Raw genomic sequence first — 24,117 nt, 5'->3', positions numbered from 1 at the left:
CAATCGGGCGACCAGGCGATCAGGTCCGACGCCGCCGCGTCCGGATGCCGCGGCGTTCAGTCCCCGCAGACGCCAAAATCCCGCCTGGTCTTCATGACCGGGCGGGATCTCATGAACTCTTCCCGAGGTGAATCGAGAACAGTCGCGTTGTGGACCTGAGGGGATTCGAACCCCTGACCCCCTCGATGCGAACGAGGTGCGCTACCGGACTGCGCCACAGGCCCTTGCAACGAGGAAAACTCTAGCATCCCCGGGAGGGTGGTCGTGAACCTGATATCGGCTGGTTCACCAGGCTCACTCGTTGGCGGCGCGAGGGCGGTCGGGGTCGGCGTACTGGTCGAACAGCGGGGTGCGCGTGGTGCGCGGGCGGCGCGCCGGCGGCTGCTGCTCGCGCGGCTCGGCCGCCTCCCGGGGTTGCGGGGCCTCGCGGCGGTCACGCTGCTCGCGCGCCGCCGCGGAATCGCCGGGCGTCGTACCGGAACGGGCCGAACTCCAGGTGTCGGGTGCGCCGAGGTCGACGCCCCGGGACGTGCGAGGGGCGACAGGGGCGGTCACATAGGTGGGCAGCGGCACCGGTACGGGCGCCCAGCCGTCGTCGGCGGACTGCTGCGCGCGCTGCTGGTCGACCCACTCGGCGTGGTCGGTCTGCTCGACCAGGGCGCGGCGGTCGGCGGAGCGGGGCGACGGCGCGGGTACGGCAGAGGGCGTCGGGCGGGCACCCTGGGCAGCGGGGGCGGGCGCCTGGCGCTCGTCACGGTCGCGACCGCGCTCGGCCGCCGGAGCGGCCGGCCGAGGGGCCCTGAGGCGGCGTGCGGCCTCCGCGGCGCGCCGCTGGTCGAGGCGCACCTCGTAGCGTCGGCGCTCCTGGCGGCGCATCTGACCGATGTAGACGGTCAGCAGGACCGCAGGGATGGCGGGGACCCAGAGGAGCGCGACGCCCCCCACGGCCGCGGCGATGGCACCGATGGTGAAGGCGAGGAAGAGCGTGGTGGTGGTGCGGCGGCGCCGGGCGAGCAACTGGGCTCGCTGGTTGCCCGCGTCCCGGGAGCCGGCAGCCTGGGCGGCGGGCGCCGGGCGTGCCGCGGGGCGCCGTACCTCGGTCGCGGGCACGGCCAGCCCCCGGACGTCGACCGACGCGTCCGGTTCGTCCGGGTCGGCGTCGTCGTCCGGTGCGTCGGCGGCGGGGTCGACGGTCTCACCGCGCGCCTTGGCGACGCGCCGCTCCATCGCCGCCCGCCCGGACAGCAGCCGGATGGCGGTGCTGAAGCGTTCCGTCGGACGCGCTTCGTTGAGCTCGTCCTGCCTACGGAGCCACATCGGCACCAGGTAGGCAGCCCAGGCCCCGACGATGACTGCGTAGATGAGGCCGCTACTGCTCACGTGCTACACGGTAGGGGGGATCGAGACACGCCATTGGCAATTCGGCCCGGTGTGTCGCACGATCTGGCTGATACGTCGAGATTTTTGTGCGATGAACGCGCGATGAGCTTTACCGTCGAACAATAGTCTTATTTCTGGGGCGTGCCCGGCCTTGCCTGGCGCCATCGGCTGACGAGTCCGTCGGGCACTTCTTCCGCGGTGAGCGCGTAGACGAGGTGGTCGCGCCATCCGCCGTCGATATGCAGATAGCGCGGACGAAGCCCCTCCTCGCGGAAGCCGAGCTTTTCGGCGACCCGGCGGCTGGGCCCGTTCTCGGGGCGAATGCACACCTCCACCCGGTGCAGCCCGACCCGCCGGAAGCAGTGGTCCACGGCGAGCGCGACGGATGTGGGCATCACTCCCCGGCCGGCGACCGCCTCGTCCACCCAGTAGCCGATGTGCGCGGAGCACATGGAGCCCCAGGTGATTCCCGCGACGGTGAGTTGACCCGCGAGGCGCCCCTGGTAGTCGATGACGAACGGCAGCATGCGCCCGGCGTTCGCCTCCCGGCGCAGATGTCTGACCATCTGACGGTATGTGGGACGTTGTACGACCTGCCCCGGCGGCGCGGGCGGCACCGTGGCCTCCCAGGGGCGCAACCAGTCGCGGTTGCGCCGGTTGACCTCGCGCCATGCGCGCTGGTCACGCATCCGGATCGGGCGGAGGGTGATGTCACCGTCCACCAACTCGGCCGGCCAGGACCCGTTCAGCTCGGTCTCCCAGTGACGGATTGCGGATCATCGTCCGAGTGATGATCCGACTGCTCTTTCGGGTGATCGCCGCCACGGATCTGATCGACGGCATGTACGACGATCGGCGCGAGTACGGCAAGGCCGTCCTTCACCCCGCCGGTCGATCCGGGAAGGTTCACCACCAGGGTGCGGCCGGCGACCCCCGCGACACCACGGGACAGCGCCGCGGTGGGCACTTTCCGCCCGCCTGCCGCACGGATCGCCTCTGCGATGCCCGGTACCTCGTAGTCGAGCACCGCACGGGTGACCTCGGGGGTGCGGTCGGTCGGTGAGATCCCGGTGCCGCCGGTGGTGACCACGACGTCGTAGCCCGCGTCGACCGCCGCGATGAGCGCCTCCCGCACGGGCTCCCCGTCCGGGACCACCCGGGGGCCGTCCACGGCGAAGCCCCACTCGGCCAGCGCGGCGACGATCAGCGGGCCGCCGCGGTCCTCGTACACCCCCGCGGAGGCCCGGTTGGACGCGGTGACCGCCAGGGCGCGCGGCGGGCCCGGTGGTCGGCCGCCGCTGCGCGCGGTCATGGCCGCCGCCAGTCGCCGGACTTACCGCCGGTCTTCTCCTCGACCCGCACATCGGTGACGACGGCACCCTTGTCGACGGCCTTGACCATGTCGACAACGGTGAGCGCAGCGACCGCGACAGCGGTCAGCGCCTCCATCTCGACGCCCGTGCGGTCGGTCGTCCTGACCGTCGCGGTGATCTCGACCGCCTGATCGGTGACAGCCAGGTCGATCTTCACACCGGACAGCGACAGCGGGTGACACAGCGGGATGAGGTCAGGCGTGCGCTTGGCGCCCATGATGCCGGCGACCCGCGCGACCGCGAGCGCGTCGCCCTTGGGCAGGCCGTCGGCGCGTAGGAGTTCGACGACATGGGGTGCCACCAGGACGCGCCCGGTGGCACGCGCGGTACGTGCGGTGACGTCCTTCGCGGAGACGTCGACCATGCGGGCTGCGCCTGCCTCGTCTACGTGGGTGAGGTGCTGCTGCGCGCTGCTCATCGTTCTCCCGGTGCGGTCGCTTGGGCAGACACCGTACCGGCCTGCGACCGGGCGTGGCGCGCTGGCCCGCGAGCCGGGATGCCGGGTGCTAGTCCAGCACGACCACGTCGACTTCGCTGCCCGCGGAGAGCGAGGTGACGGCCTCCGGTACGACGATCAGTGAATCAGCGTGCGCAAGGGCCTTGACCAGGTGGGAAGCGGCGCCACCCACAGGGGTGACAGTACGGGACCGCTTGTCGTACTGCGCACGCAGGAACTGCCGCCTGCCGTCCGGCGAATCCTCGATCGCGGTGGTGCACGCGGCTTGTACGACCCGCCGATGAACGTCACCCGCGCCCATGAGCGTGCGGATGACCGGTCGTACGAACATCTCGAACGACACATAGGCGCTCACCGGGTTGCCCGGCAACGCCAGCAGCGGTGTGCGCTCGGGGCCGATCCGCCCGAAGCCCTGCGGCTTGCCCGGCTGCATCGCGAGTGTGCGGAAGTCGACATACCCGGCGGCCTCCTCCGCGTCCTCGCCGAACGATCCGCCCAGTGACGACAGCGCCTCTTTGACGACATCGTAGGCACCGACGCTGACTCCCCCGCTGGTGACGATGATGTCCGCGCGGATGAGCTGGTCCTCGATGGTGGCGCGCAGCGTCTCGACCTCGTCGACGACCGCGCCGACCCGGTACGCGATGGCGCCGGCGGCCCTGGCCGCGGCGGTGAGGGCGAAGCTGTTGGAGTCGTGGATACGGCCCGGGCCCAGTTCCTCACCCGGCTGGGCCAATTCGCTGCCGGTGGAGACGACCACGACCCGGGGGCGCGGTCGGACGGTGACCGTACCGCGGCCGATCGCGGCCAGCAGTCCGATCTGGGGCGCGCCGAGCACGGTGCCCGCGGCGAGTGCCAACTCCCCCGCGGTGACATCACTGCCGCGGGCCCGTACGAACTGCCCGGTCTCCGGAGCCTTGTGCACGCGCACCTCACCGCCGGCGCCCCCGGGGTCGTCACCGAAGGACGCCATGGAGCGGACCGGCCCACCGCCTGTGCCACCGTCGGTCCACTCGACGGGGACAACAGCCTCGGCGCCGGGGGGAAGCGGGGCTCCGGTCATGATGCGGGCGGCCTGGCCGGGCCCCACGGTGGGTGGCTCGCCGCTGCCGGCGGCGATGTCGCCGATCACGTCGAGTACGGCGGGGTGGTCGGTGGTCGCGGCCTTGGTGTCGGCGACCCGGACGGCGTAACCGTCCATGGAGCTGTTCGGGAACGGTGGCAGGGAGGTCGGCACCGTGACGTCCTCGACCAGTACGCACCCTTGGGCGTCGAGGAGTTGCAGGTCGATCGGGTCCAGCGGGGAGAGCTGCCCCAGGATGTTGTCCAGGTGTTCTGTGACGGACCACAAACGATCGACGTCGTGACTCACTCTTGCATCTCCTCATTGACGTACGAACGCAGCCAGGTCCTGAAATCGGGCCCCAGGTCTTCACGTTCGCATGCCAGTCGGACAATCGCACGCAGGTAGTCGCCGCGGTCGCCGGTGTCGTAGCGGCGCCCGGTGAAGACGACGCCGTGGACGGGGCCGCCGTCGGTCTCCTGGTGGGCCAACTCGCGCAGCGCGTCGGTGAGCTGGATCTCACCGCCTTGGCCCGGCTGGGTCTTCTTGAGCACCTCGAAGACCCCGGGGTCGAGCACGTAGCGTCCGATGACGGCGTAGAAGGACGGTGCCTGTGAGGTCTCGGGCTTCTCGACCAGGTCGGTGACACGCACGACATCGGAGTAAGTGGTGGGCGCTATGGCGGCCGACCCGTACAGATGGATGCTGGCCGGCTCCACCTCCATGAGTGCCACGACGCTCCCCCCGTACTCCTCCTGGACGGCGATCATCCGTGACAGCAGCGGGTCGCGCGGGTCGATGAGGTCGTCGCCGAGCAGTACCGCGAACGGCTGGTCACCGACGTGCGGTTCGGCGCACAACACGGCGTGCCCCAGGCCCTTGGGGTCGCCCTGGCGCACGTAGTGCATGGTGGCGAGGTCACTCGACTCGCGAACCTTGGCGAGCCGGGACTCGTCACCCTTGCGGCGCAGGGCCTCCTCGAGCTCGTAGTTGCGGTCGAAATGGTCCTCCAGCGGTCGCTTGTTGCGTCCGGTGACCATCAGCACATCCGACAACTGCGCCGCGACCGCTTCCTCGACCACGTACTGGATCGCCGGCTTGTCGACCACCGGCAGCATCTCCTTGGGAGTGGCCTTGGTGGCCGGCAGGAACCTGGTCCCCAGCCCCGCCGCCGGGATGACAGCCTTGGAGATCCGTGTACGTGTACTCGTCATGCCGTGCACCATAGCGGCGAAGAATGTGGAGAAGATGAAGAACGGGTGGATTATGGCTTATACACAATGCTTGGGCATGGTATGAGCGGGGTTCGAACGCGCAAGGCCGAGTTGCGGGTACGGCTTCTGGAGGCCAGGCGCGCGTTGACCGCGGATGAACGCCAGGCGGCGAGCGCGGCGCTGGTGCAGAGGGTACGTGACTGGGCGCCGCTGGCAAGGGCCGGGACGGTGGCCGCCTACGCGTCCATGGGCACTGAGCCTGGAACGCATGATCTGATCGACGCCCTGCACGGGGACGGCACGCGCGTACTGCTTCCGGTGCTTCAGGCCGACAACGACCTCGACTGGGCCGGCTACGACGGCCCTGGCAGCCTTGAACGTACCTCCCGCGGCCTCCTGGAGCCCAGCGGCGAGCGCCTGGGACCACAGACGGTCACGCAGGCGAGCGCGGTGCTGCTGCCCGGGCTCGCCGTCGACCTCCACGGTGTGCGCCTGGGCCGCGGCGGCGGCTCCTACGACCGGGTGCTGGAGCGCCTGTCCGCGGCCGGGACGCATCCCGCGCTCGCAGTGCTCCTGTACGCGCACGAGGTGGTCGACGCGGTTCCGCGTGAACCGCACGACCACCTCGTCGACGCCGCCATCACTCCCGAGGGTGTGCGCCGCTTCCGTCACCCGGGCGGCACAGCTACGGAGTGAGCGCCATCTTCGCCTTTGTCGCCTTGTCGACGCGCTTGTCGGAGAAGTACCAGGGCAGCAGCTTCCCCGCCGCCCACAGGCTCGTCTGGTCGGTGTAGTGAGCGTTGTAGGCGTGTCCTGAGGCGCCGGTGAGGTTGATCCAGCGGGACTTGTCGAAGTCCTGGAGGTTGACGATCATCCGCATGGAGGGCACCCACTCGACGTCGTACCCGCCGGCCGCGTTCCAGCCGGTGGCGTCGACGGCCGCCTCGCCGCCGCTGAGCTGCCAGGGGCCGCGGTTGAGCATCCACTTCAGGACACCGGGACCGTCGGTGCCCAGCGTCTGGTTCTTCAGGTCCAGCTTGTGGAGCCGGCCCCAGCTCCAGGTGTCTATGTCCTTGCCGAGCTTGGCGGTCAGTTCGTAGCGGGCGTCCTTCATGGCCTGCTCGAGCAGCTGGTCGCGGTCACTGCGGTGGGCCGGGTTCTGGTCGACGCCGAAGAACGCGGTCGTGGACATCGTCCACCACTGGCTGTCGGGCTGCTGGAGGATATTGCGGACCACCTCGAACCAGCGGTCGCCGCCGTCGGGCTGCGCCTCGTCGGCGTCCCGCTCGCCGCACTCCTCGATCGTCTTGGGCTTGCCGTCGAGGTCGTCGACCGGACCGGTCTCCCCCACGGGCGGCACCCTCAGGCACTGGCCCTTGGGACGTAGCTCCTTGGGCAGCTTGTTGCCGAACGCCAGCTTCAGGACGTTGCGCCACACCGCGTTGAAGTAGGCGGCCGCCGCCGAGTCCGAATCCTGGTTGTAGTCCCATCCTTCGAGCAGCTTTTGTGCGTCACGCACATAACTGCCCTTGTCATTTTTGATGTTGATCTTCAGCAGGTACGGCACGAGCAGCTTGGCGATCTCGCTGCTGTCGTCGTTCTGCATGGACTGCATGTCGTCCATGGAGATCTTGCCGCCGTCCTTGATCTTGGACGCGATGAGGTCGTTGATGCGCTGGCTGCGGGTGCCGTAGTCCCAGTCGTTCGTCAGCAGGTACGGGTACTTGCTCTGGTCGATGACGGCCTGGTTCGCGGTGACGATGTAGCCGCTCGGCGGGTTGTACTCGTACGGCATCGACTTGAAGGGGATGTACTTCTTCCAGTCGTAGTGCGAGTCCCAGCCGGGCACGGGATAGGTGCCGTCGTCGCCCGTGGCACGGATCGGGACCTTGCCTGGCGCCTGGTAGCCGATGTTGCCCTTGGTGTCGGCGTAGATGAGGTTCTGCGACGGCACGGCGAAGTCCGCAGCCGCCGCGCGGAACTGGGTGAAGTCCGTCGCCCTGTCGAGCTCGAAGACGGCATCCATGGTCTTCGACGGCTGCAGCGCGGTCCAGTTCAGGGCAACCGCGTAACCGCCGCTGACGCCCCCTGGCGGATCGGTGACGGGCGCGGTCTCTCCGACGGTGCGCAGTTCGTCGCTACGGTCAGAGATCACCGGTCCGTTGTTCGTCTCGCGGACGGTGATCGTACGGGGCTTTCCGCCGGCGACCTTGATCGTCTCGCGCCTGGTCGTGAACGGCACCTGCTTGCCGTCGCGCAGGTACGTCTTCGCGGTGACCTTCTCCAGGTAGAGGTCAGTCACATCGGCACCCAGGTTGGTCATGCCCCAGGCGATGTCCTGGTTGTGGCCGATGATCACACCGGGCATGCCGGAGAAGGTGAATCCCGTGACGTCGTAGGGACACGACTTGCTCACCGTGCGGCAGTGCAGACCCATCTGGTACCAGACGGAGGGCAACTGCGGCGCGAGGTGCGGATCATTGGCCAGCAACGGCTTGCCCGTTGTCGTGTACTGACCGGACACCACCCAGGAGTTCGATCCGATGCCGCTGCCGGTCGGACCGAGCAGCGTGGGCATCTGGTCGATGATCTGAGAAATCCCGGCAAGCTGGGTGTCGACGGTGCTGCTGAGACCCTGCGGGTCGCTTGAGCCGGCGTTGCTCTGCGAGTCGGCCGAACCCGCGGGCTTGTACACCTTGGTGGCCGGGTCGACCGTACCCGCCTCGACGATCGGCTGGTTGCGACTGTAGGGATAGTCGGGATACAGCTGCTTGATCTGCGCCTGGCTGAGTCGACTCGTCATCAAGGTGCGGTCGATCTCGTCCTGCATGTTGTCGCGCAGGTCCCATGCCATGGCCTTCAGCCATGCGACCGAGTCGACGGGCGTCCAGGGCTCCGGCTTGTAGTTGTTGCTCAAGGACAACGCGGCGTACTCCACCGACAGCGAGGCACCGCTGTGGTCCTTCAGGTACGCGTTGACGCCGTCGGTGTACGCGCGCAGGTACTCCTTCGTGGAGGAGTCGAGCTCGGTGTCGTACTCCTTCTGCGCGATGCCGTGCCAGTTCAGGGTGCGCAGGAAGGCGTCGGTCTCGACCTCGCTCTTGCCGAACATCTCCGACAGCCGCCCGGAGGTGAGGTGGCGGCGCACGTCCATCTCGTAGAAGCGGTCCTGCGCCTGAACGTAGCCCTGGGCGCGGAAGAGGTCGTCGGGGGTGTCGGCGTAGATCTGCGGGATGCCGTTGGCGTCCCGGTCGACGTCGACCGGCGCGGACAGGCCCTTGAGCTTCAAGGAGCCCGACGTCTGCGGGAAGGAGGCGCGCACCGTGCTGACGCTCCAGTACGACCCGTAGCCGAGGCCCGCCACGAGCAGGAGCACGACCGCAATCACGATGAGGCGTAGGCGGCGGGACTTCTTCCGTGCGGGCATCGCTGTCCTTCGAGGGGCAGGGTGGACCGGATGATCAAGTGCTGATGGTGCAAGGGCAACCATAGGCGTACGGCCTGTGGCCGGGAGACGCGGCGTCCAGGTGACCATGCAGTGGACCGAGGAACGTCAAGGGAGGGTAAATTGTTAGGTAAGGCAATGAAGTTGAAAGGATCGAGCCCCTGACTGTCCACCACCTGAACGAGATCCTGCTGATCGGCGCCTCGGTCCTCCTGGTCGCTGTGGTCGCCGTGCGGCTCGCCTCACGCAGCGGGCTTCCGACGCTCCTCATCTACCTCGGCATCGGCGTGATTATCGGACAGGATGGCCTGTTCGGCTTCACCTTTGACGATGTTCAGCTCACTCAAGTGCTGGGCTACGCGGCGCTGGTGGTGATCCTCGCCGAGGGCGGCCTCGGCACGAAGTGGCACGAGATCAAACCCGTGGTTCCGGCGGCCGCCGTCCTGGCCACCGTCGGCCTGCTGGCGAGCGTGTTCATCACCGCCGGCGCAGCACACTACCTGGTCGGCCTCGGCTGGCGTCAGGCGCTGATCATCGGCGCGGTGGTGTCGTCGACGGACGCCGCCGCCGTGTTCTCGGTGCTGCGGAACATCTCGCTCCCCAAACGGGTGACCGGCGTCCTGGAGGCCGAGTCGGGGTTCAACGACGCCCCGGTGGTGATCCTCGTGGTGGCGTTCTCCGCGGCCGGACCCATCGACCACTGGTACCAACTGCTCGGCGAGATTGCGCTGGAACTGGTGATCGGCGCCGCCATCGGCCTGGCGGTGGGCTGGTTCGGCGCGTACGCCCTCAAGCACGTCGCTCTGCCGGCGTCCGGCCTGTACCCGATCGCCGTCATGGCCATCGCGGTGGCCGCCTACGCCGCCGGCGCCATGGCGCACGGCTCCGGCTTCCTGGCCGTCTACCTCGCCTCGCTCATCCTGGGCAACGCCAAGCTGCCGCACCGTCCCGCAACCCGCGGCTTCGCAGAAGGGCTGGGGTGGATCGCACAGATCGGCTTGTTCGTGCTACTCGGGCTCCTGGTGACTCCGCACGAGCTGGGCGACGACATAGTGCCCGCCATCGTCATCGGGCTCTTCCTGACGCTGGTCGCCCGACCCGCGTCGGTCGTCGTCAGCCTGGTGCCGTTCCGCGTCCCATGGCGCGACCAGGCGCTGATGTCGTGGGCCGGGCTGAGGGGGGCGGTGCCCATCGTCCTGGCGACCATCCCCATGGTCGCCGATGTCACGGACAGCAAACGGATCTTCAACATCGTCTTCGTCCTTGTGATTATCTACACCTTGGTGCAGGGACCGACGCTGCCCTGGATGGCGCGGCACTTGCACCTGGGCGACATCGACGGCGCCGGGACCGCCGACCTGGGCATCGAGTCCGCGCCCCTGGAACGGTTGCAAGGGCACCTGCTGTCCGTCGCGATCCCGGGCGGCTCCAAGATGCACGGCGTCGAGGTCGGCGAGCTGCGACTGCCGCAGGGCGCTGCTGTGACGCTCGTGGTGCGCGACGGCAGGAGCTTCGTGCCGCTGCCGGCGACGATGCTGCGCAGGGGGGACGAGCTACTCGTCGTGACCACCGATCCGGTACGTGACGCGACGGAGGACAGGCTTCGCGCCGTCGGACGCGGCGGCAAGCTGGCGGGCTGGCTGAGCGGCGGCTGATGACTTCGGGTGGCGGACACGAGGTGAGGTTTACGTATGATGATCCGGTATTAGTCGAGTGCGACCCCTGCCTGACGCAGGACCGGCGCGGTGATCCGCGCTGAGCGGACGGTCCTCGGCGCGAGCGCGGCCAAAGGCACGTGTACGCGTCACCAGGCGGCAGAAAGTCCGGATCGTGGCATCCAAGGTGCCCACCCCTTCGCCTTCCCCCATGCCCTCCTCGCCTCCCCGACCGGCGCCACAGGCGTCAGGTTCGACCGCCTCGGGCCCACAGCCGGACGGGGAAGCTCGTAGCCCGGGATATCGCAGCCTCCTGCGCACCCCCGGCGCCTGGGCGTTCGTCCTGCCCGGCCTCGCCGCGCGGCAACCGTTCGCGATGCTCACCATCAGCATGGTGCTGCTGGTCCGGCACGCGACCGGTTCCTACGGGATGGCGGGTGCAGCGGCGGCCATCACAGGGGCGGCGAGTGCGCTATGCGCGCCGCAGGGCGGCCGGCTCGCCGACCGCTACGGGCAGCGCGCGGTCCTGCTCCCGGGAGTCGTCCTGCACGCGCTGTCCGTCACGGCAGTGGTGGTGCTGGCCGTGTCCGGGGCACCGGCGTGGGCACTCCTCTCGACAGCCGTGCCGGCGGGTGCCACCGTCCCCCAGGTCGGGCCCATGGTGCGGTCGCGCTGGGCTGTCGCGCTGGACGATCCGCTGTCGCCCCTCATGCAGACCGCGGCCGCCTTCGAGTCGGTGACCGACGAGCTCACCTTCGTGGTGGGTCCCGTCATCGCGACGGCTCTGTGCACGGCGGTCCACCCGGCGGCGGGGCTGGTCGCCGAAGCCGCGCTGACCCTCGTCGGCGGCATGCTCTTCGCGGCCCAACGACGATCCGAGCCGCATACGCACCAAGCGTCGGCAAGCGAGGGAAGGGCGCACACCTCCGCATTGTCGCTGCCTGGGGTGCGTGCCTTGGCGGTCGCGTTCCTGGGCGTCGGGGCAGTGTTCGGCGGCATGCAGGTGTCGCTCGCCGCGTTCACGCAGGAAGTCGGCAGGCCGGGGCTCAACGGCGTGCTCTACGGCACGTTCGCGGCCGGCAACATGGCGGCCGGTGCGGTCTACGGCGCGGTCTCCTGGCGCCATGCGCCCTGTACCCGGCTGCTCGCCGCCTATGTGGGCCTCACGGTGGCCTGCGCGCCCCTGTGGGCCGCTCACTCCCTCGCCTTGTTGAGTGTGCTTCCGCTGATCGCAGGTCTGTTCATCGCACCCACGATCGTGACCGGGTACTCGCTCGTCGACGCCCTGGTGCCGCGAACGGCCCGAACCGAGGCGTTCACGTGGCTGACCGGGGCCGTCGCGTTCGGGCAGGCGATAGCGGTGACGGTGGCGGGTCTGCTGACTGACGCGCGAGGCTCGTCGGCCGGTTTCGTGGTGCCGCTGGTGGGCACATCGCTGGCACTCGTGGTGCTCGTCGGGCTCCGCGGGCGGCTGGTGCCTGCTCCCTCGGGAGCGGGCGTGGCAGGTGGGATCGGTCACCGTCCGCCGGTCTCAGTGGACTGACGGCGGGAAATACTGCACTATTGAGCGTCGTTAGCACTCAACAAGTGAGAGTGCCAGGAGGAGCAAGTGCCGACGTACCAGTACCAGTGCACCGAGTGCGGCGAGGCCCTAGAGGCGGTGCAGAAGTTCAGCGATGACGCGCTGACTGAGTGCCCCAACTGCGCCGGACGGCTGCGCAAGGTCTTCTCGGCGGTGGGCGTGGTCTTCAAGGGCTCCGGTTTCTATCGGACCGACAGCCGCGGCTCGTCGTCGAGTAGCACCCCGGCGCCCAAGAGCGGCGGTTCGGACACCAAGTCCACCGAAAGCAGCAAATCGTCGAGTTCGAGCAGCACGACGACGTCCGGCACCTCCTCGTCGTCGTCGAGCAGCACGTCGGCCGCCTGACCCGCACGTTCGTCCCCGGCCCCACACTCCAAGACCTTACGAACCCCTGCTGTCCCTACAGCAGGGGTTCGTCGTGTCTCCGGCCGCCGATTAGGCTGATCCACATGGTGGAGAGCAGCGGCGCGCAGGCGCAGGCCGAGATCGGCGTCATCGGTGGATCGGGGTTCTACTCGTTTCTCGACGATGTGACAGAAGTCACCGTCGATACTCCTTACGGCGCTCCCAGTGACTCCCTGTTCATCGGCGAGGTCGCCGGACGCCGGGTGGCATTCCTGCCGCGACACGGCCGCAAGCATCATCTGCCCCCGCACAGGATCAACTACCGCGCCAATCTGTGGGCGCTCGCGGCGGTCGGCGCGCGCCAGGTCCTCGGGCCGTGCGCGGTCGGCGGTTTGCGCGCGCAGTTCGGTCCGGGCACCCTCCTCATCCCTGACCAGTTGGTCGATCGGACGAAAGGCCGCGTCCAGACCTACTTCGACGGCGAGACCCGAGCCGACGGGCAGACGCCCAACGTGGTTCATGTGACCTTCGCCGACCCCTACTGCCCTGTCGGCCGGAGCGCCGCGATCAGCACTGCGCGGGCCGGCGGCTGGGACGCCGTGGACGGGGGGACGCTGGTCGTCGTGGAAGGACCGCGGTTCTCTACTCGCGCGGAATCCCTATGGCACGCCGCGCAGGGATGGTCGGTCGTGGGGATGACCGGGCACCCCGAAGCCGTCCTCGCCCGGGAACTCGGGCTCTGCTACACGTCGTTGACGCTGGTTACCGACTTGGATGCGGGCGCGGACACCGGTGACGGCGTCTCGCACGAGGAGGTGCTCGAGGTGTTCGCCGCCAATGTCGGTAGGATGCGCGACGTCCTCTTCGATGTGGTCAAAGCGCTGCCCGCCGACAGCGAACGAAACTGCCTGTGTGTCAACCCGCTGGGCGGCCAGGAACCCGGCATCACGCTTCCCTAGCGACGCCGACCCGATAAGTCAACGAGCAGAATAATTTTCACCCTGCTAGGCGACCCGTTATCCACAGGGTGTCGGTTATCCACAGGTGCTCGAACGATGTTGCGGGAAATGCGTCATCGTGGATACGCCGACTGATTGCGGTCGGCGTATCCTCCACGTCGGGCGGTGTTCGAGCATGAATTTCCCCAATCCCCCCATGTCTTCCGCATCCTGCGTTCCTGCCGGGCCGCATCCCGGATCGGCATCCAGCACGCCCGAGTCGTACACGCCGCCACGCGTCGCGGTGCCGGTCTTCCCGCCCATCCGCGCAGGCGGACGAGGCGGAGGAAGGCTCGGTGCGGCGATTCGACGTAGACGGCGACACCTTGCCACCGGGTTGGCCGTGGTGGCAGCGGTAGTTGCGGTCTCCTCGGCACACGGCGCTTCGCCACGGCGCGAACAGGCGGCACCCCGCGCGACCGCCCGGACCTCCCCGACCACCCCCGCGTCGCGTACGAGTCCCGAGACGCGGCTGGTGAAGGCACCGGTACGGATCGCCGATCCGGAAACGGTAGCTCTGCTGCGCCCGGGTGCGCGTGTGGATGTGCTCGCCGGCGCCCGGGTGGTGGCTTCGAGTGTCGCCGTGGTGTCGGTACCGCCAAGTTCAGCTCAGCTCCAGCAGGCGAGTCCCGTAGCGCCCGAGAACGCCGGCACGAGTGGCGGCGCGCTGATCGTGCTGGCCGTGCCGCGTCGCACGGCCGCGGCACTGTCCGGGGCCGCCGCGACGTCGCCCCTGGGGGTGACGCTGTGCTGAACCGCCCGCCCACGAAGAGCAATCAGACAGCCACGGGCCCCAGCACCCTTCATGACGGCACACATCAATCCGCCGCATCGGGAGCCGAGGAGACGCACAACACTGTGCGGCAAAGGCAATCCGAACCTGCCGGCCAGGTCCAAGGAACTCCTCACACACGGCAATATGATCGATCTCATCATCGTGGCGCTCACCGGTGCCGTGTTCAGCAATATCGCGAATTCGGTGGCGAGCGAATCCATCGGTCCGCTCGTCGGTGCATTCGGTATGACGGACCCCGCTGGGCACTCGTCCTGTCACAAAAGGCCGTGAATGGTGAACCTCAAGGGCGACAAGACCCTGCTGCTGAGGGACGTCAGGGACGTGAGTGCCGCCCGCAGCGCTGGCGCCGGCAGTTGATCGGTGCGGCGAACGCGGTCCGTGGGAACGGTGACAGGGTCGGCGGCCGGGACCTGCTTCAGATGTGGTGCGGCGGCTTCTCGTTGAGGAAGCGCGTGAAGTCGTCATCCGCCCCGCCCGAAGGGGAATCGCCCCAGCCCCGGTCGGTGTCGTCGGCCGCCGGCCGGTCGAGCGGGTCGTCGAAGACCAACCCGGCAGCCGCGGAGGACGGCACCCCGACCGAAGGCCGGCAGCCCGTGGTGGGGCGGACGGAGGGTCCCGGGCCCGATGTCGCGGGCACGCGTCCGGTCTCGTCGCCTGTGGTCATGGCACCAGGGTACGGCGCCGCACAGGACTCGCGGGAGCCGTCCCCACCCAAGAAGGTGTACGGAGATACCCCAAGTGTCCGTTTGAGGCACCCGGCCGGATATACCTGGCCTCATGGACACCCCGAAGCCGACGCCGTCCCCAGCGCCACCGCACGCAAGCGCACTCGTGCAGGTAATGGACCTCGACCGAAGCGACCCCGCGTACCGTCGCTGGTTGAGCACTGCTGTGGCGAAGGTCCATGCCGACGCCAACAGGTCCGCCGATACCCATTTGCTGTCAGTTCCGCTCCCGGCGGACTGGGGCGTCGACCTCTATCTGAAGGACGAGTCGACTCATCCGACGGGCTCGCTGAAGCACCGGCTGGCCCGCTCACTGTTCCTCTACGCCCTGTGCAACGGATGGATCAGGCCGGGGCGTCCGGTGATCGAGGCTTCGAGCGGCTCGACGGCGGTCTCGGAGGCGTACTTCGCCCGTCTGATCGGTGTCCCCTTTGTGGCCGTGATGGCCCGCGGAACGGTACGGGCGAAGGTGGAGCTGATCGAGTTCCAGGGCGGCCGATGTCATCTGGTCGACAACCCGAGCGAGGTGTACGAGGCGGCTGCCCGGCTGGCCAAGGAGACCGGCGGCCACTACATGGACCAGTTCACGTACGCGGAGCGGGCGACGGACTGGCGGGGCAACAACAACATCGCGGAGTCGATCTTCAGGCAGATGGCCGCGGAACGCCATCCGGTCCCGACCTGGATCGTGGCGACGGCCGGGACGGGGGGCACCTCGGCGACTCTGGCCCGATACGTGCGCTACGCGCAGGCGACGACGGGTATCTGCGTGGCCGATCCGGAGAACTCGGCGTTCTTCCCGGGCTGGCGGGACAACGACCCTAGCGCGACGACCGCGACGGGTTCGCGGATCGAGGGGATCGGCCGGCAGCGGGTGGAGCCGAGTTTCGTGCCGGGTGCGATCGACCGCATGATGCGGGTACCGGACGCGGCCTCGGTCGCCGCCGTCCGCGTCCTGGCGAAGCTGCTGGGACGGCGGGCGGGGGCATCGACGGGAACGGGCCTGTGGGCGGCGTTCCGGATCATCTCCGAGATGCGTGAGCGCGGCGAGCGCGGCAGCGTCGTCGGGCTGCTGTGCGATCCGGGCGAGCGTTACGTGGAGAAGTACTACGCGGACGCGTGGCTGCTGAAGCAGGGCCTGGATATCGGGCCGTATCTGGAGTGTCTGGAGCGGTTCCTGGCCACCGGGCGGCTGGAGGGGCCGTAAGCCGGGTAGCTCCGGTTGGACCGCGCCGCCCTCTTCTGCTTGCTGTACTGGTCTCGTTCGTCATCTGGTGATCCGGAGGCAGCGTTCGCCGGTTCCTGAGTGTGGGCCGGACCTGCCTCAGACCCCGGTGGCGCTAAGGAGCGTGCCAACGGCGTAGGTGACGGCCATCGCGATGACGCCGCCTGCGACGTTACGGACGACGGCTGGGCGTACCGGGGCGTTGCCGAGAAGGGCGCTGATCCTGCCGCATGTGACGAGCGCGACGAGTACGGACACGACGGTGACAGCCAGGCGCCAGCCGTGGGGTGGCAGCACGATGGCGAGCAGCGGCAGCAAGGCGCCGGCCGTGAAGGAGACGAAGCTCGCCCAGGCGGCGTGCCAGGGGTTGGCGAGTTCGTTCGGGTCGATGCCGAGCTCGACACGGGCGTGGGCGCCCAGGGCGTCACGGGCGGTGAGTTGCTTGGCGACCTCGTGGGCGAGTTCGTGGGTGATGCCTTGTTCTTCGAGCAGGCCGGTGAGTTCGGCGAGTTCGGCTTGGGGGGTGGCGGCGAGTTCTTCGCGTTCGACGGCGAGCGCGGCCTGCTCGGAGTCGCGCTGAGTGCTGACGGAGACGTACTCGCCGGCGGCCATCGACAGGGAGCCGGCGAGCAGTCCGGCCAGGCCGGCGGTGAGGAGCGCGGAGCGGGAGTCGGTGGCTCCGGCGACGCCGACGACGATGCCGGCGGTGGAGACCACGCCGTCGTTGGCGCCGAGGACGGCGGCACGCAGCCAGTTCAGGCGGGCGCCGAGGCCGTTGTGGTGCGGCTCGTCGGGGCGTTCCCTGGGGTGGTTCGCCAGGTCCGGTGCGTCGGGTCTGTCGCTGTTGCCGGCGCGGTCGTCGCTCATGCCAGGCAGCGTCTCATTCCGCGCCCTGCAGGCGGTGGCAGGACAGGCCGAACCCCGGCGCGGGGGGGATGCACCGGGGCTCGGGTCTTGGGGGCCACGGGTTGCGTGGCGGTGGGTTATGCCGCTTCGTAGTCCAGGCCGGTGGCGCGGGCCATGCGCTTGAGGTCGGCGAGCGCGTGCTTTTCGATCTGGCGGATGCGTTCGCGAGTGAGGCCGTGTTCCTTGCCGACCTCGGTAAGGGTGCGTTCGCGGCCGTCCACGATGCCGTAGCGGGCCCGGATGATGGACGCGGTGCGGTCGTCGAGGCGGTCGATGAGGCCGTCGAGTTCCTCGCGGCGCAGCATGACGAGGACCGAGTCCTCCGGGGAGGGTGCGGCGCCGTCTTCGACGAGGTCACCGAATTCCGTCTCGCCTTCGGCGTCGACCGACATGTTGAGCGAGACCGGGTCGCGGGCCCAGTCCAGGACGTCGGAGACGCGCTCGGGGGTGGAGCCGAGTTCGGTGGCGATCTCGGAGGGTTCGGCGTCTCGGCCGTTCTCACGGTTGAATTCGCGCTGGACACGGCGAATCCTGCCGAGTTCCTCGACGAGGTGGACGGGCAGCCGGATGGTGCGGGACTGGTCGGCGATGGAGCGTGTGATGGCCTGGCGAATCCACCAGGTCGCGTAGGTGGAGAACTTGAAGCCCTTGGCGTAGTCGAACTTCTCGACGGCGCGGACCAAGCCGGCGTTCCCCTCCTGGATCAGGTCGAGCAGCGGCAGACCGCTGCGCGGGTAGCGTCGGGCGACGGCGACGACCAAGCGCAGGTTGGAGCGGATGAAGATGTCCTTGGCGCGTTCGCCTGCGGCGACGAGCGCTTCGAGTTCCTCGCGCTTGGCGTCGCTGCCCGCGGACGCGGGCAGTTCGGCGTCGGCGGTGAGTATGCGCTCCGCATAGACGCCTGCTTCGATGTCGCGGGAGAGCTCAACCTCCCTGGCGGCGTCGAGCAGCGGTGTGCGCGCGATCTCGTCCAGGTACATGCCGACGAGGTCGCGGTCGGCGACTTCCCCGCCTGCGGCGCGAACGCTGCTGGTCCCGCCTGCGTGACGACGGGCGACGGCACGGGTTGCCATGCGTGCTCCCTTTCGAAGGTGCGGTCGGTCTGTTTGTCGGATCGGTACGGTCGCTTCGTCGGCTTCCGCCGTGTGCGGCTTCCTTAGTTCTGCGGCTGCCCCATCCGTTCTGGATAACGACTGGAATACGGACACAATTCCCAAGTCGTCACCTGTTTTTTATGATCATGCAGTACCCTGTTCCGCCACACAGAGAGGCCACATGGTGGCAGATCGTATGAACGTGCAGGTCGACCCCGGCGGCGAGGCCGATCTGGCAGCCCTGACGGACATCTACAACCACTACGTCCGCGAGACGGCTGTCACGTTCGACGTCACTCCCCTCACGCCCGGCGAACGCCGTCCGTGGCTGCTCTCCCATCCGGAAGACGGCCCTCACCGGCTGATGGTTGCTCGGATACCCGGTTCGGACGGGCGGGTTCTCGGTTATGCGACCAGCAGCGCGTTCCGCCCGAAGGCCGCGTATGCGACGTCGGTGGAGACCAGCATCTACCTGGCGTCCGATGTCGGAGGGCGCGGCATCGGAACTCTGCTTTACGAGCGGCTTTTCGAGGCGCTGGCAGCCGAGGACGTCCACCGGGCGTACGCGGGCGTCACTCTCCCGAATGACGCGTCGGTGCGCATCCATGAGCGGTTCGGGTTCCGGCAGGTCGGGCTGTACGAGGAGGTGGGTCGCAAGTTCGGCGAGTACCACGACGTGGCGTGGTTCGAGAAGCGGCTCGCCTGACATCGCGCCCTACCAGGCCTCCAGGACTCGGACCACCCGAGGCGGCTCTTTGAAGTTTCAATGTCATGGGATACCGTCAAGGCATACGGTTGAAACTTCAAGGAGGCGCGATGACCACGGCGGCACCGGAGCGCATGCCCGCGCTCTACCTCTCGCACGGCGCGCCGCCGCTGGCGGACGACCCCGTGTGGCCGGGGGAACTCGCCGCCTGGGCCGCCTCTCTGCCCCGTCCGAAGGCGATCCTGATCGTCTCGGCGCACTGGGAGGAGGCGCCTCTGGCGATCGGCGCCACCGGCCGCGTCCCCTTGGTGTACGACTTCTGGGGTTTCCCCGAGCACTACTACCAGGTGACGTACGACGCCCCTGGCGCCCCGGCGCTCGCCGAGGATGTGCGCAAGTTGCTGCGCGGCGCCGGGCGGCCGGTGCAGGACGTCCCTGAGCGCGGCCTGGACCACGGCGCGTACGTGCCGCTGGTGGAGATGTTCCCGGCTGCCGACATCCCGGTGCTCCAGGTGTCGATGCCGACGCTGGAGCCGCAGAAGCTGATGGAGATGGGGCGCAAGCTCGCGCCGCTGCGTGACGAGGGCGTGCTGATCGTCGGCAGCGGCTTCTTCACGCACAACCTGGCGGCACTGCGGCATGCGGGCGACGGTCCGCCGAGTTGGTCGACGGAGTTCGACGACTGGGGGCATCGGGCGCTGGGAGCCCAGGACATCGACGGGCTGCTGGACTTCGAGCACGCCTCCCCTTCGGGGCGGCTGGCGCATCCGCGTACCGAGCATTTCGCGCCGTTGTTCGTCACGCTCGGCGCCGCCGAGTCCGAGATCGGCGGTCAGCGCAGCATCATCGACGGCTTCTGGATGGGGCTGGCCAAGCGTTCCGTCCAGTTCGGCTGAGCAGTAAGACGCGCATACCCCTGCGGATTCGACGTATCGCGAAGGGCACGGCCGGCCGATCGAACGGCTTCGCTGCCTCGTCGAGCAAGGCAGGTACCGAGGCGGTCACGGCGGACACAAACGGCAGGTCCCCGTCGCATCCGGGAAAACCCGGGGCGACGGGGACCTGCCGTTCACGCGTCGGCGCCTAGGGCGCGGCGCTCGATCGTCAGTGTGCGACGACCGGGATGGCGATGTCCTCGAGGGAGTCGTCGCCGTCGGCACGGGTGCCCGTGTTCTGGACACCGGCGTTCAGGAAGGTGAACGCGATGGCCGAGGCCGCGAGCAGGATGCCCATCGCCACGTAGATGGCGACGGAGTAGCCGTGGACCGCGCCCTCGTTGATCAGCAGCGGGTTCGTCTTGTCAGCCGCACTGTGCATGTGGCTGGCCGCCCAGGAGGTGGTCGCGCTGGCCGCCAGGGTGTTCAGCAGCGCGGTGCCGATGGAGCCGCCGACCTGCTGCGAGGTGTTGACCATGGCGGACGCCACACCGGCGTCCTCCGGCCGCACCCCGTACGTCGCCAGGCTCATGGCCGGCATGAACGCCGTACCCATGCCCAGGCCCATGAGGACCAGGCCGGGCAGCAGCACCTCGGCGTAGCTGGAGTCGACCTTGATCTGGGCGAGGATGGCCATGCCGATCGCGGCGACCAGGAAGCCGGGCGCCATCAGCAGCCGCGGGCGGACCCGCAGCATCAGTCGCGCACCGATCTGGGTGGAGCCCACGATCATGCCGCCGACCATCGGCAGGAAGGCGAAGCCGGACTTGAGCGCCGAGTAGTCCTTGACCTGCTGGAGGTAGTAGGTCAGGAACAGGAACAGGCCGAACATGCCGATGACGGCGAGACCCAGCGAGAGGTAGATACCGCCGCGGTTGCGGTCGGTGACGACGCGCAGCGGCAGCAGGGGGCTGCGGACGCGCGCCTCGACGTAGGCGAACGAGCCCAGCAGCACCACGGAGGCGACGAACAGGCCGATCGTCATGCTGGAGGTCCAGCCGTCGGCCTCGGCGCGGCTGAAGCCGTAGACCAGGGCGATCAGGCCGGCGCTCGCGAGGACCACACCCGGGATGTCGAGGCGGTTGCGGTTGCGGCCCTTGGCGGGCTCGTGGATGTACATGACGGCACCGATGACGGCGACCACGGCGAACGCGATGTTGACGAAGAGCACCCAGCGCCAGTTCAGGTACTGGGTGAGGACGCCGCCGAGGATGAGGCCGACGGCAGCTCCGGCGCCGGCGATGGCGCCGTAGACGCCGAACGCCTTCGCGCGTTCCCTGGCGTCGGTGAACATGACTGCCAGCAGCGACAGGGCGGCGGGCGCGAGCAGCGCGCCGAAGGCACCCTGCAGGGCGCGGGCGCCGTAGAGCATCGCCGGGTTGACCGCCGCGCCGCCGAGGGCGGAGGCGGCCGCGAAACCGAGCAGGCCGACGACGAACGCGTTCTTGCGTCCCCACATGTCGGCGATGCGGCCACCGAACAGGAGCAGGCCGCCGAAGGCCAGGGTGTAGGCGGTGATGACCCACTGGCGGTTGCCGTCGGAGATGCCCAGCGCCTTCTGGGCGGATGGCAGCGCGATGTTCACGACGGTCGCGTCGAGCACGACCATCAGCTGGGCGAGCGCGATGAATATGAGCGCTGTCCAGCGCTTCGGATCAGGTTGGAGCTGTTCAGGCATGTGTGGTCTCACAGAACGAGTTGCGGAGTGACAGGACGTGGGGACGTGTGTCAGCAAGTGGTCCGGGTGGGATCGGCGTCCTCAACCCGGTTCCGGCGCACGGGGGAGACGAGCGGTCTTCTGTGGCGCCGGTCGGCCGCCGTACTGGTCGGCCGTTGCGTGCGGGTCGCGATCCGTGGAGTGATCGACGGCGCGGCGAAGTCGCCCACGCTAATACCCGCCCGGGGTGACAAGCGAACGGTTAATGGCAGCCTTGCAGATCCTCCAGGGTCGCGGCGGTCCCCTCGAGCGTCGACCGCGCGGGGGCGCGCAGTCCGTCGAGGAAGAGTTGCAGGTGCCGTCGCATGAAGCGGTCGAAGCCGATGCAGCCGGTGCCCGGCAGCGGCCGGGTGAGCTGTGTCAGCGCGACCATGAGGTCGCCGACCGCGATGTCGCCGCGTATCTGGCCGGAGCACTGGGCCCGGTCCATGATCGCGGTGATCGCGCGTTCCATGCGGCGTGCTTCGTGGTCCACCGCGGGCTCGGCGCGGTCGAACGCGGTTGACAGCATGGGACACAGGGCGCCGATGCGTTCTTCAGCGGCCTCGAAGGCGAACCGCTGGAGTGCCGAGAGGGCGTCGGGCTCCTCGGCGAGTGCGTCCTCGGCGCGCTGCGCGGTACGGGCCATCACCGACAGGGCGACCTGGCGGACCAGTTCGGTGCGGTCCGTGAAGTGGCGGTACAGCGTGGCGTTGCCGACGCCGGCGCGACGCGCCACTTCGTCCAGGGGAACGTCCGGGCCGAACTCCACGATCGCCTCGCGGGCGGCTTCGACGATCCGCTCGCGGTTGCGGGTGGCGTCCGCACGCAGCCTCGCGGTGCGCGGCTTGGCGGCGGTGCTGATGTCGAGCGTCACGACCAAGCTCCTTTCGGCGGTCTGGGTGCCGGTGTCAGCTGGGCCCGGGAGGGCCGGTGGCGAAGCGGAGGGTCTCCCCGTTTCCGTACGCAGGGTTAAACGGGGAGTCGGTCCCCGGATATTTCCCGCGTATAAGTGAGGCGCGTCACATCCGATGATCCGTTTTTATTGAAGCTTCAATGAGGGGCCCTACGATGGGCGCATGAAGTGGCTGACCGAAGACGAGCAGGCGACGTGGCGTGCCTTCCTGCAGGCCACGACCCTGCTGGAGGATCATCTCGACCGCCAGCTCCAGCGGGACGCGGGCATGCCGCACATGTACTACGCACTGCTCAGCACGCTCTCCGAGACGCCCCAGCGCCGGATGAGGATGACCGATCTCGCCGAGCGGACCAAAATCACCCGCTCCCGGCTCTCGCACGCCGTCGCGCGCCTGGAGGGCAACGGCTGGCTGCGCCGCGAGAACTGCCCCTCCGACCGTCGCGGGCAGCTCGCGGTGCTGACCGACGCCGGGTACGAAGAGCTGGTGCGCACCGCACCCGGGCACGTCACCGCGGTCCGCACGGCGATCTTCGAGCGGCTCAGCCCGGAACAGGCCGAGCAGCTCGGGGAGATCTCCCGGATCATCGCCGACGGCCTGCACCACCCGCAGGGCGCGGACCTGCCCTGGCTCCGCTGAGCGCGCAGCGCAGCAAACTCCTCCACAAGCCGCTGAGCGGCCGTCTGCGGCGCTTTCGTCCCGAATCCGACCGCCGGGAGCCTGTCGGGCCCAGCAGGCCGTCAGCGGCGTCCTGAGCGGGCCAGCCACCGGCCTTCGTGGCGGCTGACCTCGATCGGCCGGCCGAAGCACTCGCTCATCCGCTCCGCGGTGAGGACGTCCCCGGCGGGACCCGCGGTGAGCACCCGGCCCTCCTTGAGGAGCAGCACGTGGCCGATGGCCGGTGACAGTTCCTCAAGGTGGTGGGTGACGGTGATCGTGGCCAGGGAGGTGCGGATGGTCGCGAGCCGGTGCATGGCGTCGATGAGGTCCTCGCGGGAGGGCAGGTCGAGCGCGTTGAACGGTTCGTCGAGCAGCAGCAGCGACGGGTCGGCCATCAGCGCCCGCGCCACCAGGATGCGCGCCCGCTGGCCGCCGGAGCACACGCCGAAGGCGCGGTCGGCGAGTTCCTTGATCTCCAACTCGGCCAGCAGGGCGTGTGCCCGCTCCCGCACCTCGTCGTCGTACTTGCGCCACAGCGGCTGCACGGTGCCGGTGTGGCCGGTCAGCACGATGGTGTGCGCGGTCGCGTCCTGCGGGACCTTCTGCGCGGAGGACACGAGGCCGATGTGGGCGCGCAGCTCTCGCATGTCGACGCGGCCCAGACGGTGGCCGAGCACCTCGACCGAACCGGTCGTCGGGTGCATGAGGGCGCCGATCAACCGGAGCATGGTCGTCTTGCCGGCACCGTTGGCGCCCAGCAGTGCCCAGTGCTCACCGGAGCGCACGGTCCAGTCGATGTCGTCGAGGATGACCTGGCCGGTGGTGTACCGGCGAACGCTGACCGCGTCGAGAGCCGCGACCACCGGCTGCGTGGGACCGGTCGTGTCCTTGCCGTTCGCTGCCATGGCGAAACGCTAGCTGTAGGCACCAACTGCCCGCACGGGC

General features: G+C 69.0%; 23 protein-coding genes and 1 tRNA gene. 10 read left to right on the top strand and 14 right to left on the bottom strand.

Annotation, left to right across the window (positions count from 1 at the left end):
* Positions 1 to 150 precede the first annotated feature (150 nt).
* The 7 genes from OG896_RS23760 to galU all read right to left on the bottom strand — a co-directional run bounded on the left by OG896_RS23760 (position 151) and on the right by galU (position 5,487).
* Positions 151 to 224, bottom strand: a tRNA-Ala gene (locus OG896_RS23760).
* A 70-nt stretch (positions 225 to 294) separates the two neighbouring features.
* On the bottom strand, positions 295 to 1,380 hold the full coding sequence (gene sepX / locus OG896_RS23755; RefSeq protein ID WP_329368461.1) for a divisome protein SepX/GlpR: 1,086 nt from the start codon (positions 1,378 to 1,380) through the stop codon (positions 295 to 297).
* Positions 1,381 to 1,508: 128 nt separating this feature from the next.
* Complete coding sequence (locus OG896_RS23750) at positions 1,509 to 2,129, bottom strand: GNAT family N-acetyltransferase (protein WP_329374228.1); 621 nt, start codon at positions 2,127 to 2,129, stop codon at positions 1,509 to 1,511.
* Entirely contained in the window at positions 2,126 to 2,692 is a 567-nt protein-coding gene (locus OG896_RS23745) for a MogA/MoaB family molybdenum cofactor biosynthesis protein (protein WP_329368459.1), read from the bottom strand. Before OG896_RS23745 ends, OG896_RS23750 begins: the two co-directional genes overlap by 4 nt.
* A complete protein-coding gene (gene moaC, locus OG896_RS23740; protein ID WP_329368458.1) occupies positions 2,689 to 3,171 on the bottom strand; it encodes a cyclic pyranopterin monophosphate synthase MoaC in 483 nt (160 codons plus the stop codon). The genes OG896_RS23745 and moaC overlap by 4 nt, the downstream gene beginning before the upstream one ends.
* 88 nt (positions 3,172 to 3,259) lie before the next feature.
* A complete protein-coding gene (gene glp / locus OG896_RS23735; RefSeq protein ID WP_329368456.1) occupies positions 3,260 to 4,582 on the bottom strand; it encodes a molybdotransferase-like divisome protein Glp in 1,323 nt (440 codons plus the stop codon).
* On the bottom strand, positions 4,579 to 5,487 hold the full coding sequence (galU, locus tag OG896_RS23730; protein WP_329368455.1) for a UTP--glucose-1-phosphate uridylyltransferase GalU: 909 nt from the start codon (positions 5,485 to 5,487) through the stop codon (positions 4,579 to 4,581). Before galU ends, glp begins: the two co-directional genes overlap by 4 nt.
* Positions 5,488 to 5,568: 81 nt before the next feature.
* Between galU and OG896_RS23725 the strand changes: the two genes are divergently transcribed.
* A complete protein-coding gene (locus tag OG896_RS23725; protein WP_329368454.1) occupies positions 5,569 to 6,183 on the top strand; it encodes a 5-formyltetrahydrofolate cyclo-ligase in 615 nt (204 codons plus the stop codon).
* Here the strand turns inward: OG896_RS23725 and OG896_RS23720 are convergent.
* Entirely contained in the window at positions 6,173 to 8,914 is a 2,742-nt protein-coding gene (locus OG896_RS23720; RefSeq protein ID WP_329368451.1) for a penicillin acylase family protein, read from the bottom strand. The two genes, OG896_RS23725 and OG896_RS23720, sit on opposite strands and share 11 nt — an antisense overlap.
* Positions 8,915 to 9,093: 179 nt before the next feature.
* On the opposite strand from OG896_RS23720, the gene OG896_RS23715 reads away from it, so the two are divergent.
* The 5 genes from OG896_RS23715 (at position 9,094) to OG896_RS23695 (ending at position 14,578) form a co-directional block, all read left to right on the top strand.
* Positions 9,094 to 10,587, top strand: a complete 1,494-nt coding sequence (locus OG896_RS23715) for a potassium/proton antiporter (protein ID WP_329374226.1) — start codon at positions 9,094 to 9,096, stop codon at positions 10,585 to 10,587.
* Between the two features lie 376 nt (positions 10,588 to 10,963).
* Positions 10,964 to 12,130 (top strand): MFS transporter, encoded by a 1,167-nt coding sequence (locus tag OG896_RS23710; protein WP_443057146.1) that lies wholly within the window; start codon positions 10,964 to 10,966, stop codon positions 12,128 to 12,130.
* A gap of 66 nt (positions 12,131 to 12,196) precedes the next feature.
* Positions 12,197 to 12,514 (top strand): FmdB family zinc ribbon protein, encoded by a 318-nt coding sequence (locus OG896_RS23705; protein ID WP_329368449.1) that lies wholly within the window; start codon positions 12,197 to 12,199, stop codon positions 12,512 to 12,514.
* Between the two features lie 104 nt (positions 12,515 to 12,618).
* Positions 12,619 to 13,473: an S-methyl-5'-thioadenosine phosphorylase gene (locus OG896_RS23700; RefSeq protein ID WP_329368447.1), complete on the top strand. Its 855-nt coding sequence runs from the start codon at positions 12,619 to 12,621 to the stop codon at positions 13,471 to 13,473.
* A gap of 844 nt (positions 13,474 to 14,317) precedes the next feature.
* Positions 14,318 to 14,578 (top strand): hypothetical protein, encoded by a 261-nt coding sequence (locus OG896_RS23695; RefSeq protein WP_329368445.1) that lies wholly within the window; start codon positions 14,318 to 14,320, stop codon positions 14,576 to 14,578.
* A 145-nt stretch (positions 14,579 to 14,723) separates the two neighbouring features.
* Here the strand turns inward: OG896_RS23695 and OG896_RS23690 are convergent, their stop codons facing one another.
* Positions 14,724 to 14,972 (bottom strand): hypothetical protein, encoded by a 249-nt coding sequence (locus tag OG896_RS23690; protein ID WP_329374601.1) that lies wholly within the window; start codon positions 14,970 to 14,972, stop codon positions 14,724 to 14,726.
* Positions 14,973 to 15,085: 113 nt separating this feature from the next.
* Here OG896_RS23690 and OG896_RS23685 point away from each other — a divergent pair, with 113 nt between their 5' ends.
* The gene (locus OG896_RS23685; RefSeq protein ID WP_443057145.1) at positions 15,086 to 16,240 is read left to right on the top strand and encodes a PLP-dependent cysteine synthase family protein; all 1,155 of its coding nucleotides are present in this window, start codon (positions 15,086 to 15,088) and stop codon (positions 16,238 to 16,240) included.
* A 117-nt stretch (positions 16,241 to 16,357) separates the two neighbouring features.
* Here OG896_RS23685 and OG896_RS23680 read toward each other — a convergent pair whose 3' ends face one another.
* Both OG896_RS23680 and OG896_RS23675 read right to left on the bottom strand, forming a co-directional pair.
* Positions 16,358 to 17,125, bottom strand: coding sequence for a VIT1/CCC1 transporter family protein (locus OG896_RS23680; RefSeq protein WP_329368442.1), 768 nt, complete (start codon positions 17,123 to 17,125; stop codon positions 16,358 to 16,360).
* Positions 17,126 to 17,241: 116 nt separating this feature from the next.
* Entirely contained in the window at positions 17,242 to 18,237 is a 996-nt protein-coding gene (locus tag OG896_RS23675) for a sigma-70 family RNA polymerase sigma factor (protein ID WP_328464954.1), read from the bottom strand.
* A 217-nt stretch (positions 18,238 to 18,454) separates the two neighbouring features.
* On the opposite strand from OG896_RS23675, the gene OG896_RS23670 reads away from it, so the two are divergent.
* Both OG896_RS23670 and OG896_RS23665 read left to right on the top strand, forming a co-directional pair.
* Positions 18,455 to 18,964, top strand: coding sequence for a GNAT family N-acetyltransferase (locus tag OG896_RS23670; RefSeq protein WP_329368440.1), 510 nt, complete (start codon positions 18,455 to 18,457; stop codon positions 18,962 to 18,964).
* Between the two features lie 110 nt (positions 18,965 to 19,074).
* Positions 19,075 to 19,860, top strand: a complete 786-nt coding sequence (locus OG896_RS23665) for a dioxygenase family protein (RefSeq protein WP_329368438.1) — start codon at positions 19,075 to 19,077, stop codon at positions 19,858 to 19,860.
* Positions 19,861 to 20,068: 208 nt separating this feature from the next.
* Here OG896_RS23665 and OG896_RS23660 read toward each other — a convergent pair whose 3' ends face one another.
* On the bottom strand, positions 20,069 to 21,577 hold the full coding sequence (locus OG896_RS23660; protein WP_329368436.1) for an MFS transporter: 1,509 nt from the start codon (positions 21,575 to 21,577) through the stop codon (positions 20,069 to 20,071).
* 241 nt (positions 21,578 to 21,818) lie between these two features.
* Complete coding sequence (locus tag OG896_RS23655; RefSeq protein WP_329368434.1) at positions 21,819 to 22,472, bottom strand: TetR/AcrR family transcriptional regulator; 654 nt, start codon at positions 22,470 to 22,472, stop codon at positions 21,819 to 21,821.
* Between the two features lie 202 nt (positions 22,473 to 22,674).
* On the opposite strand from OG896_RS23655, the gene OG896_RS23650 reads away from it, so the two are divergent.
* Positions 22,675 to 23,151 carry a MarR family winged helix-turn-helix transcriptional regulator gene (locus tag OG896_RS23650; RefSeq protein ID WP_329368432.1) on the top strand — a complete coding sequence of 159 codons (477 nt, stop codon included), beginning with the start codon at positions 22,675 to 22,677 and terminating at the stop codon, positions 23,149 to 23,151.
* A gap of 101 nt (positions 23,152 to 23,252) precedes the next feature.
* On the opposite strand, the gene OG896_RS23645 is transcribed toward OG896_RS23650, so the two are convergent.
* Positions 23,253 to 24,077 carry an ABC transporter ATP-binding protein gene (locus OG896_RS23645; protein ID WP_329368430.1) on the bottom strand — a complete coding sequence of 275 codons (825 nt, stop codon included), beginning with the start codon at positions 24,075 to 24,077 and terminating at the stop codon, positions 23,253 to 23,255.
* Positions 24,078 to 24,117 lie beyond the last annotated feature (40 nt).

This window comes from Streptomyces sp. NBC_00669, from assembly GCF_036226785.1.
Taxonomy (GTDB): domain Bacteria; phylum Actinomycetota; class Actinomycetes; order Streptomycetales; family Streptomycetaceae; genus Actinacidiphila.
This window is presented reverse-complemented; position numbering and strand designations above follow the sequence as displayed.

Excerpts from the sequence above, each read along its gene's own strand:
- OG896_RS23650 (WP_329368432.1), top strand. The coding sequence starts at position 22,675 with ATGAAGTGGCTGACCGAAGACGAGCAGGCGACGTGGCGTGCCTTCCTG.
- OG896_RS23685 (WP_443057145.1), top strand. The coding sequence starts at position 15,086 with ATGGACACCCCGAAGCCGACGCCGTCCCCAGCGCCACCGCACGCAAGC.
- OG896_RS23725 (WP_329368454.1), top strand. The coding sequence starts at position 5,569 with ATGAGCGGGGTTCGAACGCGCAAGGCCGAGTTGCGGGTACGGCTTCTG.
- OG896_RS23660 (WP_329368436.1), bottom strand. The coding sequence starts at position 21,577 with ATGCCTGAACAGCTCCAACCTGATCCGAAGCGCTGGACAGCGCTCATA.
- OG896_RS23710 (WP_443057146.1), top strand. The coding sequence starts at position 10,964 with ATGCTCACCATCAGCATGGTGCTGCTGGTCCGGCACGCGACCGGTTCC.
- OG896_RS23745 (WP_329368459.1), bottom strand. The coding sequence starts at position 2,692 with ATGACCGCGCGCAGCGGCGGCCGACCACCGGGCCCGCCGCGCGCCCTG.
- OG896_RS23700 (WP_329368447.1), top strand. The coding sequence starts at position 12,619 with ATGGTGGAGAGCAGCGGCGCGCAGGCGCAGGCCGAGATCGGCGTCATC.
- OG896_RS23665 (WP_329368438.1), top strand. The coding sequence starts at position 19,075 with ATGACCACGGCGGCACCGGAGCGCATGCCCGCGCTCTACCTCTCGCAC.
- OG896_RS23645 (WP_329368430.1), bottom strand. The coding sequence starts at position 24,077 with ATGGCAGCGAACGGCAAGGACACGACCGGTCCCACGCAGCCGGTGGTC.
- OG896_RS23695 (WP_329368445.1), top strand. The coding sequence starts at position 14,318 with ATGACGGCACACATCAATCCGCCGCATCGGGAGCCGAGGAGACGCACA.
- OG896_RS23680 (WP_329368442.1), bottom strand. The coding sequence starts at position 17,125 with ATGAGCGACGACCGCGCCGGCAACAGCGACAGACCCGACGCACCGGAC.
- OG896_RS23670 (WP_329368440.1), top strand. The coding sequence starts at position 18,455 with ATGAACGTGCAGGTCGACCCCGGCGGCGAGGCCGATCTGGCAGCCCTG.
- moaC (WP_329368458.1), bottom strand. The coding sequence starts at position 3,171 with ATGAGCAGCGCGCAGCAGCACCTCACCCACGTAGACGAGGCAGGCGCA.
- galU (WP_329368455.1), bottom strand. The coding sequence starts at position 5,487 with ATGACGAGTACACGTACACGGATCTCCAAGGCTGTCATCCCGGCGGCG.
- OG896_RS23690 (WP_329374601.1), bottom strand. The coding sequence starts at position 14,972 with ATGACCACAGGCGACGAGACCGGACGCGTGCCCGCGACATCGGGCCCG.
- OG896_RS23720 (WP_329368451.1), bottom strand. The coding sequence starts at position 8,914 with ATGCCCGCACGGAAGAAGTCCCGCCGCCTACGCCTCATCGTGATTGCG.
- OG896_RS23675 (WP_328464954.1), bottom strand. The coding sequence starts at position 18,237 with ATGGCAACCCGTGCCGTCGCCCGTCGTCACGCAGGCGGGACCAGCAGC.